This is a genomic window from Dactylosporangium roseum, from assembly GCF_025264685.1.
GTDB classification, from domain to species: Bacteria; Actinomycetota; Actinomycetes; order Mycobacteriales; family Micromonosporaceae; genus Dactylosporangium; species Dactylosporangium roseum.
The window spans coordinates 6,682,958-6,699,432 of the sequence record NZ_CP073721.1; the positions used below are offsets into that span (position 1 = coordinate 6,682,958).

Genomic DNA, 16,475 nt, shown 5'->3' on the forward strand with positions numbered 1-16,475 from the left:
TGCCGTGAGAAGAGGCCGGGGCGCCATTGCCCCGGCCTCTTCCGCGGTCACCGGGAGTCGGACCCGGTGGACTCGATGACCGCGCGGCCGGCCTCCAGGCGGGCCACCGGTACCCGGAACGGCGAGCAGGACACGTAGTCGAGGCCCACCTCGTGGAAGAAGTGCACCGACTCGGGGTCGCCGCCGTGCTCACCGCAGACGCCGAAGTGCAGGTCCGGCCGGGCGGCGCGACCCTCCTCGACGGCGATGCGGACCAGCCGGCCGACCCCGTCGCGGTCTATCGACTCGAACGGTGAGACGCCGAAGATGCCCAGTTCGAGGTACCGCCAGAAGAACGCTCCCTCGACGTCGTCCCGCGAGAACCCCCAGCCCATCTGCGTGAGGTCGTTGGTGCCGAACGAGAAGAAGTCGGCCGCCTGCGCGATGTCACCGGCGGTCAGCGCCGCCCGCGGCACCTCGATCATCGTGCCGATCTTCACGTCGACCTCGAACTCGCGGATGATCTTCTCCGCCTCGGCGCGGATCGTCTCGAGCTCCTGCACGGCGCCGACGAGCGGCACCATGATCTCCGGACGCGCGTCCGGCACCTGCGCCGCCGCCTCGACGATCGCCCGCACCTGCATGGCGAACAGGCCCGGGATCACCAGGCCGAGGCGCACGCCGCGCAGGCCCAGCATCGGGTTCTCCTCGTGCATGCGGCGCACCGCGTCGAGCAGGTCCTTGTCGTGACCCGGGTCCTGACCGCGCTCCTCGGCGACGGCGACCTTCACCGCGAGGTCCTCCAGCGGCGGCAGGAACTCGTGCAGGGGCGGATCGATGAGTCGTACGGTCACCGGCAGCCCCGCCATCGCGCGGAACAACTCGACGAAGTCCGACCGTTGCAGCGGCAGCAGCTCGTCGAGCGCCGCGTCCCGCTCGGCGGCGGTGCGGGCCAGGATGAGCCGCTCCACGAGGGCACGACGCTCACCGAGGAACATGTGCTCGGTCCGGCACAGGCCGATGCCCTGCGCACCGAACCGGCGAGCCCGGGCCGCGTCCTCGCCGGTGTCGGCATTGGTGCGCACGCGCAGGCGGCGCCGCTCGTCGGCGTGGGTGAGGATCCGGTGCACCGCCGAGACGAGCGGGTCGGCCTGCGGGTCGAGCGTGCCCTCGAAGTACTGCACCACCGGGGACGGCTGGACGGGCACCTCGCCGAGGTAGACGCGTCCGGTCGTACCGTCGAGGGAGATGAGGTCGCCCTCGGAGACGACGTGGCCGTTGACCGTGAACTGTCCCTTGTGGACGTTGACCTCGAGCTCGTCCGCGCCGCACACGCAGGTCTTGCCCATGCCACGGGCGACCACGGCGGCGTGTGAGGTCTTGCCGCCCCGGCTGGTGAGAATGCCCTGCGCGGCGATCATTCCCGGCAGGTCGTCCGGGTTGGTCTCGCGGCGGACGAGGATGACCCGCTCGCCCTCCTTCGCCATCGCGACCGCGTGCTGCGCGTCGAAGACCGCCTTGCCGGACGCCGCGCCCGGCGAGGCACCGACGCCGCGGGTCAGCCGCTCCGGCTCCTCCGTCAGGTCGAACGTCGGGAACATCAACTGGGCCAACTGGTTGCCGTTGACCCGCTTCGTGGCCTCGTCGAGATCGATCACGCCCTCGTCGACGAGGTGGGTGGCGATGACGAACGCGGCCGCGGCGGTGCGCTTGCCGACACGGGTCTGCAGCATCCACAGCTTGCCGCGCTCGATGGTGAACTCGATGTCGCACAGGTCGCGGTAGTGCTCCTCGAGCTTGGCCATGATGGCCATCAGCTCGTCGTACGACCTCTTGTCCAGTTGCTCCAGCTCCTGCAGCGGCATCGTGTTGCGGATGCCGGCGACGACGTCCTCGCCCTGGGCGTTGGGGAGGTAGTCGCCGTACACCCCCTTCTCACCCGTCGCGGGGTCGCGCGTGAACGCCACGCCGGTGCCGGAGTCCGAGCCGAGGTTGCCGAAGACCATCGCGACGACGTTGACCGCGGTGCCGAGGTCGGCCGGGATGCGCTCCTGCCGGCGGTACAGCACGGCCCGGTCCGCGTTCCACGAGCCGAAGACCGCGCCGACGGCGAGGTCGAGCTGCTCACGCGGGTCCTGCGGGAAGGCCATTCCGGTGTGCCGCCGGAAGATCTCCTTGTACGTCCCGACGAGGCCCTTCAGCCCGTCGGCGTCGAGGCCGACGTCGTCGCGGATCCCCTGGGCGCGCTTCGCTTCGTCGAGCGCGTGGTCGAACTCCTCGCCGGGCACGCCGCAGACGGTCTTGCCGAACATCTGGATGAGCCGCCGGTACGAGTCCCAGGCGAACCGCTCGTCGCCGCCGGCCTGGGCGGCCAGGCCCGCGACGCTCTCGTCGGTCAGGCCGACGTTGAGGACGGTCTCCATCATGCCGGGCATCGAGAACTTGGCCCCGGAGCGGACGGACACCAGCAGCGGATCGGAAGGGTCGCCGAGCTTGCGGCCCATCTTGCCTTCCAGGGTGGCGAGATGCTGTTCGATCTCGTCCCTGGCCGGCACCTCGCCGGTCCGGAGATACTCGCCGCAGGCGTCCGTGGTGATCGTGAAGCCGGGCGGGACCGGCAGGCCGAGGTTGGTCATCTCGGCCAGGTTTGCTCCTTTGCCCCCGAGCAGATCCTTGAGATCGCGGTTGCCTTCTTCGAAGTCGTAGACGAACTTCTCCACAACGCCTCCATACCCTCGCCGCTGCGGCCCAAGTCATCGTTAGGTCCGGGGTGTGCGGCAAACCGTAAGGCGTCGTTCCGGCATTCGGCACCGCCAGGTGACGAGTCGCACAACGATTGGTATTTTCGTCGATTGCCGGAGCTTTTGGGAGCGATCCCACGTGCACAATCGCGCACGAGAGCGCTCTCTGAGACTTAGGCCACTCGCGCGTTTCCACACTTCGGCATGTGTATAGCTGCACCCCACGACGCTTTTCCGCGCACGATCAATCATCACTTCCGCGCACTGCCCACAACCCCTCACCGAGGGATGAAACCCGAGGTGGGCCCGCGAGAGCACACCCCGCCCCCGTTCGCCGATCCGGCGGCCGACTCCCCCGAGGCCCGGATTCGGATCCCGAGGACACTTCTCGACCGACCGCTCCCACGACCAGACCGCTCTTCTCGACCGTGCCGCGGCCGACCGCGGCCGGGACCGGTAAAGCCGCCCGCCTCATCCACCCCCACCCGCCAAGCCACCCCCCACCAACCGCCCCCGCCACCTCAACACCCTGCACCCGCGGCCCAACGCCGGGGTGGCGCACTCCGAGCCGGGCGACTCCATGATCATGGGAAAGACCTGGCTATCGGGGCAGCCACATCTTTCCCATGATCATGAGATCGAGCGGCACGGCGGCGAATTGCGCCGGAACGCGCGCCGGCCGGCACGCCTCGGCGGCGACACCTCCGAGATCCGCATCCGAATTGCCGGCCTTGTTCGGTTTGACCAGGGGAAGTTGAGCTGAACTACGTGGCCTTGTGTCGGGGCGGCCACTTCACATTTCCCTTGATCTACGAACCGCAGCCGTACCACCCGGCCGCCGCACACGTGATCGCGAAAGCATCGCGATCACAGCCACAACCCGGCCAGAGCCCACGACGACAACCCCACCGGGCATGATCGCGGGGTTCGTGACAGCGATCGCAAGTCGTTTGGGGTGGCCGGTGCGGGCATGCCATGCTCAGAGGCGTGCCGCTGCAGCTCGGGACCTTCACGGTCGATCCGCCCGTGGTGCTCGCGCCCATGGCCGGGATCACCAACGTCGCGTTTCGACAGCTCTGCCGTGAGCAGGGGGCCGGGCTCTACGTCTGCGAGATGATCACGACCCGCGCCCTCGTGGAGCGCAACCCCAAGACCATGGGCATGATCACGTTCGGGGTCGAGGAGCGGCCCCGCAGCGTGCAGCTCTACGGCGTCGATCCTGCCACCATCCGCAAGGCCGTGGAAATGGTCGTCGATCAGGACCTGGCCGATCACATCGACATGAACTTCGGCTGCTCCGTGCCGAAGGTGACCCGCCGCGGCGGCGGCTCCGCGCTGCCGTGGAAGCGGCGGCTGTTCGAGTCGATCGTGCGCTCCGCGGTCGAGGCCGCCGACGGGCTGCCGGTCACCGTCAAGATGCGCATCGGCATCGACGACGACCACCACACCTTCATCGACGCCGGGCGCATCGCCCAGGACGCCGGCGTCGCCTGGGTCGCCCTGCACGCCCGGACGGCGGCGCAGCGTTACTCCGGCCAGGCCGACTGGGACGCCATCGCCGCCCTCAAGGCCGCACTCGACATCCCGGTCCTCGGCAACGGTGACATCTGGGAGGCGGCCGACGCCCTGCGGATGATGGCCGAGACCGGCTGCGACGGCGTGGTCATCGGCCGTGGCTGCCTCGGCCGTCCGTGGCTTTTCGCCGATCTGGCCAATGCCTTCGCCGGCCGCCCCGAGCGGACCCTGCCGTCACTCGGCGAGGTGGCCCGGCTGATGCACCGCCACGCGCAGCTACTGACCGAGTGGCTGGACTCCGAGCGCGAAGGCGTGACCGACTTCCGCAAGCACGTCGCCTGGTACCTCAAAGGCTTCCCCGTCGGCGGCGAGCTCCGCCGTGCCATGGCCATGGCGTCGTCGCTCGGCGAACTGGCCGGCCTCCTGGCCCAGCTCGACCACGCCGCGCCGTTCCCGCGCGAGATCCTCGGCCAGCCGCGGGGTCGCACCGGCACCCCGGGCAAGGTCGTCCTGCCCAACGGCTGGCTCGCCGATCGCGACTCGGACGTGATTCCCGAGGGCGCCGAGCTCGACGACAGCGGCGGCTGATCCGGTCCCACGCGTGGAACTTTGGGTGCCGTACCGGCGACAATCCAACCGTGGAGTGTGAGCGGTACCGAGAGGCGCTGTCGGCGAGGCTCGACGGCGAGGACGAACCGATCGAGCCCGGGCTCGTCGACGCCCACCTGGCAGGATGCGTCGCATGCCGGCGGTGGGAGCGGGACGCACAGGCCGTGACCCGGCTGGTGCGGCTCCAACCCGTCGTCGCCACCCCGCTGCCCGTCGAGCGGCTGCTCGCCGGGTTCACCGCGCCGCGGCGGCAGGCCGCGGCGGCAAGGCAGCAACAGCAGGAACAACATGAACAACAGGAGCAACAGCGGAACCGCCACCGGCGGCTGCTGGTACAGGTGCTCCGTGTCCTGCTGGGAGCGTTCGGCGCCGCGCAGTTCGTGCTCGGCATCGCCCAGGCCGCGACCTCCGCGACCACGACCCACGTGCACGACGCCGGGCACCTCTTCCACGAGTCCGCCGCCTGGAACGTGGCGATCGGCGCCGGCTTCGCCTGGATCGCCACCCGGCGGGCCACCCCGGCGGGCGCACTGCCGATGCTCACCGCGTTTGTGGCCCTGCTCGCGCTGCTGAGCACCAACGACCTGGTCACCGGCCGGGTCGAGACGAGCCGGATCGTCAGCCACGCCTTTGTGCTCGCGGGCTACGTGATCGTGCTGGCGCTGTCGCGCCCCGGCCTCGACCCCGGCCGCCCGCCCGCCGGCCGGCAGGGTCCGCCCTGGCGCTGGCGCCGCCCGCCGGTGCTGGACGAGGAGCCGGCCCCGTCCCCCGCCCGGCTGCGCGTGATCCAGGGCCAGGCCATGATGCCGAGCAGCGACCGCAAGGCCGCATAGCGCCTGTTGCGTCGCTGGGGTCGAACGCCGGCCGCCGTGCCGATGGCGGCCGTCGTTACACCGGTTGCCTAGCCTAGGATGTCAGGCCCGCCGCAGCAGGTACGTGTCCATGATCCATCCCTTGGCGGCGCGCGCCTCACGCCGTACCGACTCGATCTGGTCTATCACCTTGTCCAGACGGCCGGCGATGAGCAGCTCGTCGGGCGTGCCCAGGTAGGCGCCCCAGTAGATGTCGATGTCCTGGTCGCGGTACGCGCGGCAGGCGAGGTCGGCGTCCAGCATGATCACGACGTCGTCGCAATCCTCGGGCCAGCCCGCGGCGAGGCGGCGCCCGGTGGTGATGTGGATCGGCCCGGCGACCCGGTTGAGAGCTACCCGATGGCGGGCGGCGAGCACCTGGACGCTGCTGATGCCGGGGACCACCTCGTAGTCGAGTTCGCCGTGTGCGGCGATCGTCTCGAGGATGCGGATCGTCCCGTCGTACAGCGCCGGATCGCCCCAGGCGAGGATCCCGCCGACGCCGTCCTCACCGAGCTCGGCCATGACGGCCTCTTCGAGGATGCGGGCCCGCTCGTCCCGCCAGTCCCGCACGGCCCCCCGGTAGTCGGCGGCGACCCGGTCGCGGGGCGGGTCGGCGAGTGTCACGGTGCGGTAGTCGCGCCCGGTGACATATCGCTCGCAGATCGCCCGCCGCGCCTCGGTAAGGTCAGCCGTCGTGGCTCCCTTGTCGAGGACGAAGAACACGTCGACGGCGTTCATCGCGGTGACCGCCTGCATGGTGACATGCTCCGGATCCCCGGCCCCGATCCCGATGACCAACACCTTGCGCATGCGGTGGACGCTACCCGAACCGCGGACGATGTCCGCACCGACCGGAGACATGATGGAGTCATGAACGAGCGGTGGACCGAAGTGCTCCGACTGCTGGCCGGCGTGATCCCGCCCGGACCGGCCACCGTGGTCGTGGACGGCACCGACCCACAGACCGCCGCCGTCGCCGACCGCCTGGCCGACGCGCTCCGCGCCGCCGGCCGCCCGTGTCACCGCGTGCCCGGCATGGCTTCCGGCGGTGCGCTGGACGCCGCCTCGTTGCCCGGCGGCGCGGTGGCGGTCGCGGATGGTCCCGAGTGGCGGGCGTGTCCTCCCCGCGACGGCTGGCAGGTGGTGGTCTGGCTACGGACCTCGCGGCACCGGCACACGGCCGACGGGAGCCGTGGCGGGAGTGCGGACGTCGTCGTCGACCTCCAGGACCCCGAGTGGCCCGTGGTGCGGCACGTGGACACCCGGCTCGCCGACATCCACCGGTGGTACGTCGCCGAGTCGCGGGCGTTCTTCGGCGCGAAGGCCGCGACCTGGGATGCCAAGTTCGGCGCCGACCTGCCGGCCTATGCGGCCGCGGTCGAGCGGGCCGGGCTGCCCGAGGGCGGCACGGTCGTCGACGTCGGCTGCGGCACGGGCCGGGCCCTCCCGGCACTGCGCGCGGCCGTCGGCGCGGCCGGCGCGGTCCTCGGCCTGGACCTGACGCCGCAGATGCTGGCGGTCGCCCGGGAGCCCGCCCGCGCCGCGGGCGCCGCCCTGGTCCTCGGCGACGCGCGCCGGCTCCCGCTCGCCGCGGCGACGGTCGACGCCGTCTTCGCGGCCGGGCTCGTCATGCACCTGCCCGACCCCGACGCCGGCCTGCGCGAACTGGCCCGCGTGACCCGCCCGGCGGGCCGCCTGGTGCTGTTCCACCCGTCGGGCCGCGCCGCGCTGGCCGCCCGGCAGGGCCGTGCGCTACGCCCCGACGAGCCGCTGGCCGAGGGGCCGTTGACCGGGGCGACGGGCCGCGCCGGTTGGGAGCTCATCCGCTACGAGGACGCTCCCGGCCACTTCTTCGCCCTGGCCACCCGCCGCTGATCCGCTACCTCGCGTTGCGGACCGGGACCTCCGCCTTGAGCAGGCCACGGGCGACGAGGAACGCCCGCGCCGGGTCGCGGTCCGCCTCGGGCAGCAGCCTCCAGGGCAGGGCCAGAGCGCCGGCGCTGTTGTCGGCCACGACCACCCAGAACCCGTCGGTGTCGTCGACCCGCCTCACCGCCTCCCAGCCGTAGCCGATGCTGAAGCTGGGTGTACTGGCGCGCACCTCGTCGTCGGTGAGCTCATACGTCGCGGTCTCGGCGAACAGGCCGGTCCGCGCCTTGGCGACGGCCCTCGGGAGCAGCCACGGCAGCCCGAGCACCGCGGCGCCGGCCGTCAGCGGGGCATAACCGGAGGGGTGACCCCCGACGACCAGGACGACACCGGCGATCACCAGCAGCGCACCCAGCACGTACAGCTTGCGGAACTTGCTCCGCAGCGCCGCGCGCACCTGTCGTCGCGCTCGCACCGGGTCCGGCGGGACCGTGAGTCTGATTTCCATCGCGGCCCCCGATCATCGACGCCTGCCGAGACAGTACGGCACGTCGAGGACGGCCGGCCAGCAGCCCGCGCCCGACGCGTCCGACGGCCCGGACCTCGGCGGTGACCGACGAACCGACGCCGGACGGCAGCGGGTCAGATGCCGTCGGTGGCCGACCCGACCGTCCAGTAGACCTGGTTGTACTCCTCCAACTCCAGCGGCTGTCCGGCGCCCGCCGACCGGTACGTCGTGACGCCGCAGTTGGCCGGCGACTGCCCGCCGGGCCACTTGTGCGCCTGCGAGTAGCTCCAGTCCTCCAGCAGGAACCGGAAGCAGCGCAGCGTGCCGCCGTGGGTCACGACCATGACCTTTTGCCCGACCCGCTCACGGAACAGGTCACTGAGAAACGTGTGGACCCGCCCGGTCACGTCGGCGAGGCTCTCCCCGCCCGGCGGCCGGGCCATGAACCCGCCGAACGTCTGCCAGTACTCGTTCAGCCACGGGAACGCGGCCTCCGCCTCCCCGGTGGTCATGTCATACGCGAAGCCGGGGTCGCGCTCACGGATGAACAGGTCGGCCTTGACCTTCATCTGCCGCCGTTCATCCGAGCCGTACGCACTGAGGATGTCCTCGGCGGTCTGCACCGTCCGCGCGTATCCACTCGTGTAGACGTAGTCGAACGTGCCGAACCGCTCCCGGATCCCGTGTCCGGTCTGGGCGGCCTGCTTGTGCCCGTCGGGCGTCAACTCGATCAGGTGGTCGGGCACCCCGCGGACGACTTGTCGCGCCGCGTCGTCGGCGAAATACACACTGCCTTTCTTCGCCTGATTCCGGGCTGATTCGGCGTGCCGGACGAGCACCAGGAGGGAGGGGCCGACAAAGTCCATCTAAGACTCGTACTGCTCTTCCGGCACCGGGATCAAGGTGACCTCCGACACCTCGATGAACGGGATCGTCTCCCCGTTGACGGTGTCCTTGATCTCGCGGCCGCTGTACTTCCCCGTGACCCGCAACCACTGCTCCTCGGCCAGCCCGTCGGGCAGCTCACCGCCGAGTGCGACCTTGACCGGCCGGGCGTCGGCGGCGCAGCAGCTCACCATCATGCGGGCCAGCAGCCACGAGCCCTCGGGCCCGTGCATGGCGAACCCGGACAGTTGCACCCGCCGCTCCCCCAGCGACACCCCCCGGTCGAACACCGCCCGCGACGCATAGTCGAGCATCGTCAGCTTGACCGGATCTCCCGCCGGCAGCGGCGCGAAGTCGGACTTCGCGACGAGCGCCGACCCGGATCGGCCCGCCGCATACGACCCGAGCGCCGGCGGGGCCACCAGCAACAGGCCGAGCACCGGCGCGAGCAGCAGCCAGGCGACTCTTGGGCCGCCCGCTGCGTGCCCGTGCCCGTCGTCGCTGCGACCGTCGTGACCGTCGTGCGCGTGCGGGTCGTGGCCGTCCGCTGCGTCGCTGTGGGCCTTTCCGGCAGGGGCCGGGACGGTTGCCGGTCGGGGCCTCAACTCATACCACAACGTGAAGATCCCGGCGAGGACCAGGATCGCGCCGGAGAGCACGAGATAGGGCTGGAGGCCGGCCTTGACGTAGTTGAGGTACTGGTCCGTGAGGCTGGCGCGCAGCACCGCTCCCCCGACCAGTAGCAGGACGACCGCCTGTGCCTGCCGGTTCACAACAGCACCGTTCCGACCACGGCCGACACTCCGATCGCGAGCACGAACGTGGCCGGCGCGAATCGCAGGGCGAAGGACCTGCCGAAGATGCCGGCCTGCATGGCGAAGAGCTTGAGGTCGATCATCGGCCCGACCACCATGAACGCCAGCCGGGCCGTCATCGAGAACTGGGTGAGCGACGCCGCCACGAAGGCGTCGGCCTCCGAGCAGATCGACAGCAGCACCGCCAGCAGCCCGAGCACCAGGATCGCGACCGCCGGATCGGCGGCGAGCTGCGCCAGCCACTCCTTCGGCACCACCACCGCGATGACCGCCGCGCACGCCGCGCCGATGACCAGGAACCCGCCCGCGTGCAGCACGTCATGGCGCACCGAGGCCCAGAAGGCCGGCCACTTCGCCATGCCGTCGAGGTGCGGCCGCTGCGGCATGCGCAGCCAACTGCCCTTGCCGAACGCCTGCCACAGCCAGCCCATCAGGCAGGCGACCACCAGGCTGGCGACGGCCCGGGCGACGACGACCCTGGGCTGACCGGGGAACGCCACCGCGGTGGAGACCAACACGATCGGGTTGACGGCCGGCGAGGCCAGCAGGAACGCGAACGCCGCCGCCGGTGTGACCCCGCGCCGGACCAGCGCCCCGGCGACCGGCACCGACGCGCACTCGCAGCCCGGCAGCACCACACCCGCGGCGCTCGCCGTGGGCACGGCGAGCGCCGGATGCCTGGGCAGCGCCTTGGCGAAGAACGAGGGCGGGACGAAAACCGCGATGACGGCCGACAGCACGACCCCGAAGACCAGGAACGGGATCGCCTGCGTCATCACCGAGACGAACACGGTCAGCCAGGTCTGCAACGCCGGAGCGGCGAGTGCGTCCGTGATCGGCCCCCGCAGCAGCACGACGATCACCAGCAGCGCCGCGAGCACCTCGACGGAGCCGACCCGCCGGGCCCGCTTCGGAGGAGCGGCGGCGGGTGGTTCGGTCTGCTGGGTGAGCGTCACGGGAGGAGGCTACCGTGTCGATTGGTACCGTCGGCATGAAGCGCTGACGAATACTTCGGAGAGTGATGGCATGGTGGCGGAGTTCGATTCCATCGGCTGTGCCCTCGCACACGGCGCGGTCGAGCCGGCCCCGGACGGCCGGTCCCTCGTGGCGGTCTTCGACTCCCCGGTGGCGACGCACCTGATGCACTTCGCGGCCACCTTGGGATATCGGGTCGCGCTCGCCGAGCCGGGCCTGGACAAGGTCACGATCGATGCCGACACCGACGTGGTCGTCACCGACCACGACCGCCCGGAGCTGGGCGTGGCGCTGCGGGACGCGCTCGCCTCACCGGCCCGCTGGGTCGGCGTGATGGGCAGCCCCAGGCACACGGCTCCGCACATCGAGGCCCTGCGCGGGCTGGGCGTGCCGGACACGGACATCGACCGGGTGCACCGCCCGATCGGCCTCAACATCGGCTCGAAGACTCCGGCGGAGATCGCGTTGGCGACGCTGGCCGGCCTGCTGGCCGACCGCAACGCCCGCCCGGGCGGCTTCACGTTCTGAGCCGGAAAGTTGACCTTGGCCGAATCCGTGGCCGGGGCACGGCTCGACTTCGCGCTTTGGGGGGCCAGGCGGAGGGTGCGGAGTTCTTCGGTGGCGGGTTGAGCTGGGTATGTGTCAAGAATTCTGGCGGCGACGAGGGTCCGGCGCGCTTGATGATCACGCCAGGCCGCGAAGTTGAGCCCAACGACCTCTTGTCAAACCGGACCAGGCCGACAATTCGGGCGCTGGCCTCGGAGGCGTCGCCGCCGAGGGCGCCGACCGGCACGCGTTCCCGCGCAATCCCGCCGCCAGGCCGGGCGACCCCATAATCATGGGAAAGATCCGGCTATCGGGGCAGCCACATCTTTCCCATGATCAGGGGGTCGCCCGGACCGGAACACGCCGTCCCGGGTCCAGCGGCGACCGCAAGCGACAGACACCCGACCGCACAACTGCGCGTCACCGCCCCGTAGCGGGACACCGGGGGTCGACCGACGACCGCACGGCGGCCTGCCACATGCCACACGCGGTGCGGCGACCCGGTTGGGCGATCGACCAAGATCAACTGGGCTCCGCGGGCCTCAGCAGCCGGGCAGGCGCTCGATCAGGTACGACTCGACCTGGTCGAGGGAGACGCGGTCCTGGGCCATGGTGTCGCGGTCCCGGATGGTGACCGCGTTGTCGTTGAGGGTCTCGAAGTCGACCGTGATGCAGTACGGCGTGCCGATCTCGTCCTGGCGACGGTACCGGCGGCCGATGCCCTGGGCGTCGTCGAAGTCGACCGTCCACCGCTTGCGGAGCTGAGCGGCCAGGTCACGGGCCTTCGGGGACAGGTCGGTGTTGCGGGACAGCGGCAGGACGGCGGCCTTGACCGGGGCCAGCCGCTTGTCGAACCGCATGACCGTGCGCCGGTCGACGCCGCCGCTGGTGTTCGGCGCCTCGTCCTCGTCGTACGCCTCGAGCAGGAACGCCAGCACGGCGCGGGTCAGGCCGGCCGCGGGCTCGATGACATACGGCACCCAGCGCTCCTTCTTCTCCTGGTCGAAGTAGGAGAGGTCGACACCGGAGTGCTTCGAGTGCGTGGTCAGATCGAAGTCGGTCCGGTTGGCGATGCCCTCGAGCTCGGAGAACTCGGTGCCGCCGAAGCGGAACCGGTACTCGATGTCGACCGTGCGCTTCGAGTAGTGGGAGAGCTTCTCCTTGGGGTGCTCGTAGAGACGCATGTTGCCGGACGAGATGCCGAGGTCGACATACCAGTTCCAGCGCTCCTGCAACCAGTACTCGTGCCACTGCTCGTCCGAGCCCGGCTCGACGAAGAACTCCATCTCCATCTGCTCGAACTCGCGCGTGCGGAAGATGAAGTTGCCCGGGGTGATCTCGTTGCGGAAGCTCTTGCCGACCTGCGCGATGCCGAACGGCGGCTTCTTGCGCGCGGCGCCCGCGACGTTGTTGAAGTTGATGAAGATGCCCTGGGCGGTCTCCGGCCGCAGGTAGTGCAGGCCCTCGTCGTTCTCGACGGCGCCGAGGTAGGTCTTCATCAGGCCGTTGAACATGCGCGGCTCGCTGAAGGTGCCCTTGTTGCCGCAGTTGGGGCAGTTGAGCTCGCCGAGCACGAACGGCTTGTCGGCGTGCTTCTCGACCCACGCCTCCTCGAGGTGGTCGGCCCGGAAGCGCTTGTGGCAGGACGCACACTCGGTGAGCGGGTCGACGAACGCCTCGACGTGACCGGAGGCGACCCAGACGTCACGGGCGAGGATGACCGCCGAGTCCAGGCCGACGATGTCGTCCCGCTGCTGGACCATCGTCCTCCACCACTGGCGGCGGACGTTGTCCTTGAGCTCGACGCCCAGCGGACCGTAGTCCCAGGCGGAGCGGGTGCCACCGTAGATCTCGCTCGACGGGAAGACAAAGCCACGGCGCTTCGCGAGGCTGACGACGGAATCGATGCGATCGGCGGGCACGGTTTTCCTCCTAGGCCTCACGGCGACTGGCTGTCGGCAAGGCGGTTGTGTGAAAGACGGTCAGAGCGGGCAAACCGTCAACGTCACCATTGACGGTACGGTTACGCCGGAACAGGCCGCACCAGATTATTCGACGCCCCCGCAGATGACATATCGGGTGCCTTCCTGGCTCATGGTGAACTCCATGAGCCGCTCGACCCGGCCCCTCTGCTGGACGTGCGCCGGCACGACGATGTCCTGCTGAATGACGACCTCGTCCTCGTCGACCGAGAACGCGACCACCGGCGACGATCCGTAGTGGTCCTTGAACCAGCCAACGGAGTGGTTGCGCTGTTCCGCCGCACAGAGATACTCGTCGCGGGCGGCCTGGAAGTTCTGCGTCTGCAGCGCTCCGAGGTAGCCCCGCACGACGTCGGCGACCTGCGTGCGGGTCAGGTTGTCGGCGAACGCGACGAGGAAGCCGCCGCCGAGGACGCCACCCACGCAGCAGATCGCGAGGACGAGCCCGCCGACGCCGAGGCCGATCCAGAGGCTCTTCATGTCGCGGTCGCGCGGCGGCGCGGCGAACGGCGCGACGACACCCGGCCCCGGCGGCGGCGCGGGCACCTCGTCGACCTGCGGCGCCGTCATGTCGAGAAGCCTAGAAGCATGCCCAGCAGCATGCTCGAAAGCCTAGCCAACCTCAGGCCCGATCACTCGCCGTCACCGTGAGCTCGCCGCCCGGCGCCACCGAGGCCAGCACCTCGAACGCCGACGGCTCGTCGAGCGACTGGGCGAGCAGCGGCGTGGCGTGCATCTTCACGTCGAAGTTCGACAGCGCCCGCCGGTACGCGCCGACGGACGCCCATTCGGTAACGATGTTCCAGTGCGCGGGGTCGTCGAACGCACGTCCCAGCCGGCCGCGGAGATACCCTGGGCAGGCCGCGAGCGCGCCGAGCGCGGCGTGCGCCCGCTCCACGAACCCCGACGCGTCGGATTCCACCACGAATCTGGTCACCACGAGCATGTCGCGAAGCATACGGACCCGAGGAGTCAGATGAGCCAGCGTGCCCTGAGCCGGCTGGGCCGGCTCAATCCGACCGTGGCGTTCCTAGGCGTGGGCGCCTACGTGTTCGTCGCGCTGATCCTGCCCGGGATCGTCGGCGCCGCGCTGCTGGTCCTGCTCGCCGCGGGGGCCGGCTGGCTGTTGACGAAGACCTGGCCGGTGCAGCCGCCCGGGACCCGGATCGCCCGGCTCGTCATTCTCACGCTCGTCATCGCGCTCACGGTGGTCAAGGCCACGTAGTTTGACAACGATTATCATTATCGGGCAGGCTCGACACCGTGGTGCTAGAAGTGGAGCAGGCCGTGGTCGCCTACGACGGCCGGCCCGTGCTCGGCGGCGTCTCCCTCAAGGTCGCCCCCTCCGAGGTGGTCGCGATCCTGGGCGCCAACGGCTCGGGCAAGTCAACGCTGGTCAAGGCCGCACTCGGGCTCGCGCCGCTGGTCGGCGGCGAGGTGCGCCTGTTCGGCACCCCGCTGCGCCGCTTCCGTGAGTGGCACCGGCTGGGCTATGTGCCGCAGCGGATCGGCGCCGGCAGCGGCGTCCCCGCCACCGTCCGCGAGGTCGTCGCCGAGGGGCGGCTCGCCCGCCGGGGCTTCCTCCGCCTGCCGAAGCCGGCGGACCGCCGCGCGGTCGGCGAGGCGCTCGCCGCGGTCGGGCTCGCCGACCGGGCCCGCGAGCCGGTCTCCGTGCTCTCCGGCGGTCAGCAGCAGCGGGTGCTCATCGCCCGGGCTCTCGCCGGGGACCCCGAGCTGCTCGTCCTCGACGAGCCGACGGCCGGGGTCGACGCGGCCAGCCAGGAGGCGTTCGCCGCGTGCCTGCACCGGTTCGTCGGGCAGGGCGGCACGGTCGTGTTCGTCGCGCACGAGCTGGGGCCGCTGCGGCCGCTGATCACCCGCGCGGCCGTCGTCCACCACGGCGAGATCGTGCACGACGGCGCGCCGCCGGAGACCGACGACGACCACGTGCACCCCCATACGGGTGCCGCATGAACCTCTTCGCGCACGAATTCATGATCCGGGCCCTGGTGGGAGCCCTCGTCACCGGCGCCGCCGCCCCGGCCATCGGGATCTACCTCGTCCAGCGCCGCCTGTCGCTGATCGGCGACGGCATCGGCCACATCGCGCTCACCGGTGTCGGCTTCGGCCTGCTGTTCCACCGGTCGCCGGTGATCATGGCGGTGATCGCCGCCGTGCTCGGCGCCGTCGTCATCGAGCTGGTCCGCGAGCGGGGCAAGACCTCCGGGGACGTCGCCCTGGCGATGCTGTTCTACGGCGGCATCTCCGGAGGGGTCGTACTGGTGAACCTCTCCGACACGCAGAGCAACCGCAGCCTCGTCTCGTACCTGTTCGGCTCGCCCCTGACGACCAGCCCACAGGACCTGGCGGTGATGCTCGTCCTGGGCTGCGCCGTGCTGGCCGTGGCGGTCCTGCTGCGGCCGTGGCTGTTCGCGGTCTGCCACGACGAGGAGTACGCCCGGGTCTCCGGCCTGCCGGTCCGCACGCTCAACCTGCTGCTCGCCGTCACCACCGCCGTCACCGTCACCGTCGCCATGCGGGCCGTCGGCCTGCTGCTGGTGAGCGCGCTGATGGTCGTACCGGTGGCGACCGCGCAGCAGATCACCCGCGGGTTCAAGGTCACCATGCTGGCGGCCGTCGTCCTCGGGCTGGTCGTGTCCGGTGGCGGCGTGTGGCTGTCCGCGGTCAGCGACACCGGGCCGGGCGCCACGGTGGTCCTGCTCGCGGTGGCCGGGTTCTTCGTGGTCACCGTCGCGACCTCGGCCGTGCGGGCGGTACGGCGCCGGACCCGCTCCCAGCCGCAGGCAAAACCTGAGAACGGTTACCGTTACGCATATGTCGACGAGTGACGGCTACGAGGCGGCGGGTGAGCTGCTGAGGGCCCTCTCGGCCCCGCTGCGGATCCGGATCGTGACGGAGCTCGCCGCAGGTCCCCGATGCGTGCACGAGCTGGTCGAAACGCTGGGCGCGGCGCAGCCGCTGGTGTCGCAGCACCTTCGTGTCCTGCGCGGCGCCGGCGTGGTGCGCGGCGCCCGGCGGGGCCGGGAGATCGCCTACTCCCTGACCGACGAGCACATCGCGCACATCGTCGCCGACGCCGTGAGCCACGTCCGCGAAGCGGACTAGCCGCCCCTCGTCCCGTGTCGATCTTGCAGTTATGGTGCCGCGACACTCCCATGATGTCCGGGTTTGTCAGG

General features: G+C 70.8%; 18 protein-coding genes. 9 read left to right on the top strand and 9 right to left on the bottom strand.

Features of this window, described 5'->3' with window-relative positions; translation table 11 throughout:
• Positions 1–47 precede the first annotated feature (47 nt).
• The gene (ppdK, locus tag Drose_RS31295; RefSeq protein WP_260724866.1) at positions 48–2,699 is read right to left on the bottom strand and encodes a pyruvate, phosphate dikinase; all 2,652 of its coding nucleotides are present in this window, start codon (positions 2,697–2,699) and stop codon (positions 48–50) included.
• A 601-nt stretch (positions 2,700–3,300) separates the two neighbouring features.
• Between ppdK and Drose_RS31300 the strand changes: the two genes are divergently transcribed.
• From Drose_RS31300 to Drose_RS31310, 3 genes are all read left to right on the top strand, one after another.
• Positions 3,301–3,483 (top strand): hypothetical protein, encoded by a 183-nt coding sequence (locus Drose_RS31300; protein ID WP_260724867.1) that lies wholly within the window; start codon positions 3,301–3,303, stop codon positions 3,481–3,483.
• Positions 3,484–3,695: 212 nt separating this feature from the next.
• Positions 3,696–4,823 carry a tRNA dihydrouridine synthase DusB gene (gene dusB / locus Drose_RS31305; RefSeq protein WP_390891257.1) on the top strand — a complete coding sequence of 376 codons (1,128 nt, stop codon included), beginning with the start codon at positions 3,696–3,698 and terminating at the stop codon, positions 4,821–4,823.
• Positions 4,824–4,873: 50 nt separating this feature from the next.
• On the top strand, positions 4,874–5,677 hold the full coding sequence (locus Drose_RS31310; RefSeq protein WP_260724868.1) for a zf-HC2 domain-containing protein: 804 nt from the start codon (positions 4,874–4,876) through the stop codon (positions 5,675–5,677).
• An 81-nt stretch (positions 5,678–5,758) separates the two neighbouring features.
• On the opposite strand, the gene cobF is transcribed toward Drose_RS31310, so the two are convergent.
• Positions 5,759–6,508 carry a precorrin-6A synthase (deacetylating) gene (cobF, locus tag Drose_RS31315; RefSeq protein ID WP_260724869.1) on the bottom strand — a complete coding sequence of 250 codons (750 nt, stop codon included), beginning with the start codon at positions 6,506–6,508 and terminating at the stop codon, positions 5,759–5,761.
• A 60-nt stretch (positions 6,509–6,568) separates the two neighbouring features.
• Here cobF and Drose_RS31320 point away from each other — a divergent pair, with 60 nt between their 5' ends.
• The gene (locus tag Drose_RS31320; protein ID WP_260724870.1) at positions 6,569–7,573 is read left to right on the top strand and encodes a class I SAM-dependent methyltransferase; all 1,005 of its coding nucleotides are present in this window, start codon (positions 6,569–6,571) and stop codon (positions 7,571–7,573) included.
• A gap of 4 nt (positions 7,574–7,577) precedes the next feature.
• On the opposite strand, the gene Drose_RS31325 is transcribed toward Drose_RS31320, so the two are convergent.
• The 4 genes from Drose_RS31325 to Drose_RS31340 form a co-directional block, all read right to left on the bottom strand.
• The gene (locus Drose_RS31325) at positions 7,578–8,075 is read right to left on the bottom strand and encodes a hypothetical protein (RefSeq protein WP_260724871.1); all 498 of its coding nucleotides are present in this window, start codon (positions 8,073–8,075) and stop codon (positions 7,578–7,580) included.
• 134 nt (positions 8,076–8,209) lie between these two features.
• On the bottom strand, positions 8,210–8,941 hold the full coding sequence (locus Drose_RS31330; RefSeq protein WP_260724872.1) for a histidine phosphatase family protein: 732 nt from the start codon (positions 8,939–8,941) through the stop codon (positions 8,210–8,212).
• Positions 8,942–9,733, bottom strand: a complete 792-nt coding sequence (locus tag Drose_RS31335; protein ID WP_260724873.1) for a TIGR03943 family putative permease subunit — start codon at positions 9,731–9,733, stop codon at positions 8,942–8,944.
• Positions 9,730–10,731 carry a permease gene (locus Drose_RS31340; RefSeq protein ID WP_260724874.1) on the bottom strand — a complete coding sequence of 334 codons (1,002 nt, stop codon included), beginning with the start codon at positions 10,729–10,731 and terminating at the stop codon, positions 9,730–9,732. The genes Drose_RS31335 and Drose_RS31340 overlap by 4 nt, the downstream gene beginning before the upstream one ends.
• Before the next feature lie 70 nt (positions 10,732–10,801).
• On the opposite strand from Drose_RS31340, the gene Drose_RS31345 reads away from it, so the two are divergent.
• Positions 10,802–11,278, top strand: a complete 477-nt coding sequence (locus Drose_RS31345) for an XdhC family protein (RefSeq protein ID WP_260724875.1) — start codon at positions 10,802–10,804, stop codon at positions 11,276–11,278.
• Positions 11,279–11,838: 560 nt separating this feature from the next.
• Here Drose_RS31345 and Drose_RS31350 read toward each other — a convergent pair.
• The 3 genes from Drose_RS31350 to Drose_RS31360 all read right to left on the bottom strand — a co-directional run bounded on the left by Drose_RS31350 (position 11,839) and on the right by Drose_RS31360 (position 14,224).
• Complete coding sequence (locus Drose_RS31350) at positions 11,839–13,218, bottom strand: glycine--tRNA ligase (protein ID WP_260724876.1); 1,380 nt, start codon at positions 13,216–13,218, stop codon at positions 11,839–11,841.
• A 126-nt stretch (positions 13,219–13,344) separates the two neighbouring features.
• The gene (locus Drose_RS31355; RefSeq protein ID WP_260724877.1) at positions 13,345–13,848 is read right to left on the bottom strand and encodes a hypothetical protein; all 504 of its coding nucleotides are present in this window, start codon (positions 13,846–13,848) and stop codon (positions 13,345–13,347) included.
• Between the two features lie 52 nt (positions 13,849–13,900).
• Entirely contained in the window at positions 13,901–14,224 is a 324-nt protein-coding gene (locus Drose_RS31360) for an antibiotic biosynthesis monooxygenase family protein (RefSeq protein ID WP_260724878.1), read from the bottom strand.
• Between the two features lie 30 nt (positions 14,225–14,254).
• Between Drose_RS31360 and Drose_RS31365 the strand changes: the two genes are divergently transcribed.
• Genes Drose_RS31365 through Drose_RS31380 form a run of 4 tightly spaced genes read left to right on the top strand, consistent with a single transcriptional unit; the run spans position 14,255 to position 16,404 of the window.
• A complete protein-coding gene (locus tag Drose_RS31365; protein ID WP_260724879.1) occupies positions 14,255–14,503 on the top strand; it encodes a DUF6703 family protein in 249 nt (82 codons plus the stop codon).
• Positions 14,504–14,544: 41 nt separating this feature from the next.
• Complete coding sequence (locus Drose_RS31370; RefSeq protein WP_260729881.1) at positions 14,545–15,252, top strand: metal ABC transporter ATP-binding protein; 708 nt, start codon at positions 14,545–14,547, stop codon at positions 15,250–15,252.
• A complete protein-coding gene (locus tag Drose_RS31375; protein ID WP_260724880.1) occupies positions 15,249–16,127 on the top strand; it encodes a metal ABC transporter permease in 879 nt (292 codons plus the stop codon). The genes Drose_RS31370 and Drose_RS31375 overlap by 4 nt, the downstream gene beginning before the upstream one ends.
• Entirely contained in the window at positions 16,114–16,404 is a 291-nt protein-coding gene (locus Drose_RS31380; protein ID WP_260724881.1) for an ArsR/SmtB family transcription factor, read from the top strand. Before Drose_RS31375 ends, Drose_RS31380 begins: the two co-directional genes overlap by 14 nt.
• The last annotated feature ends 71 nt before the right edge of the window (positions 16,405–16,475 follow it).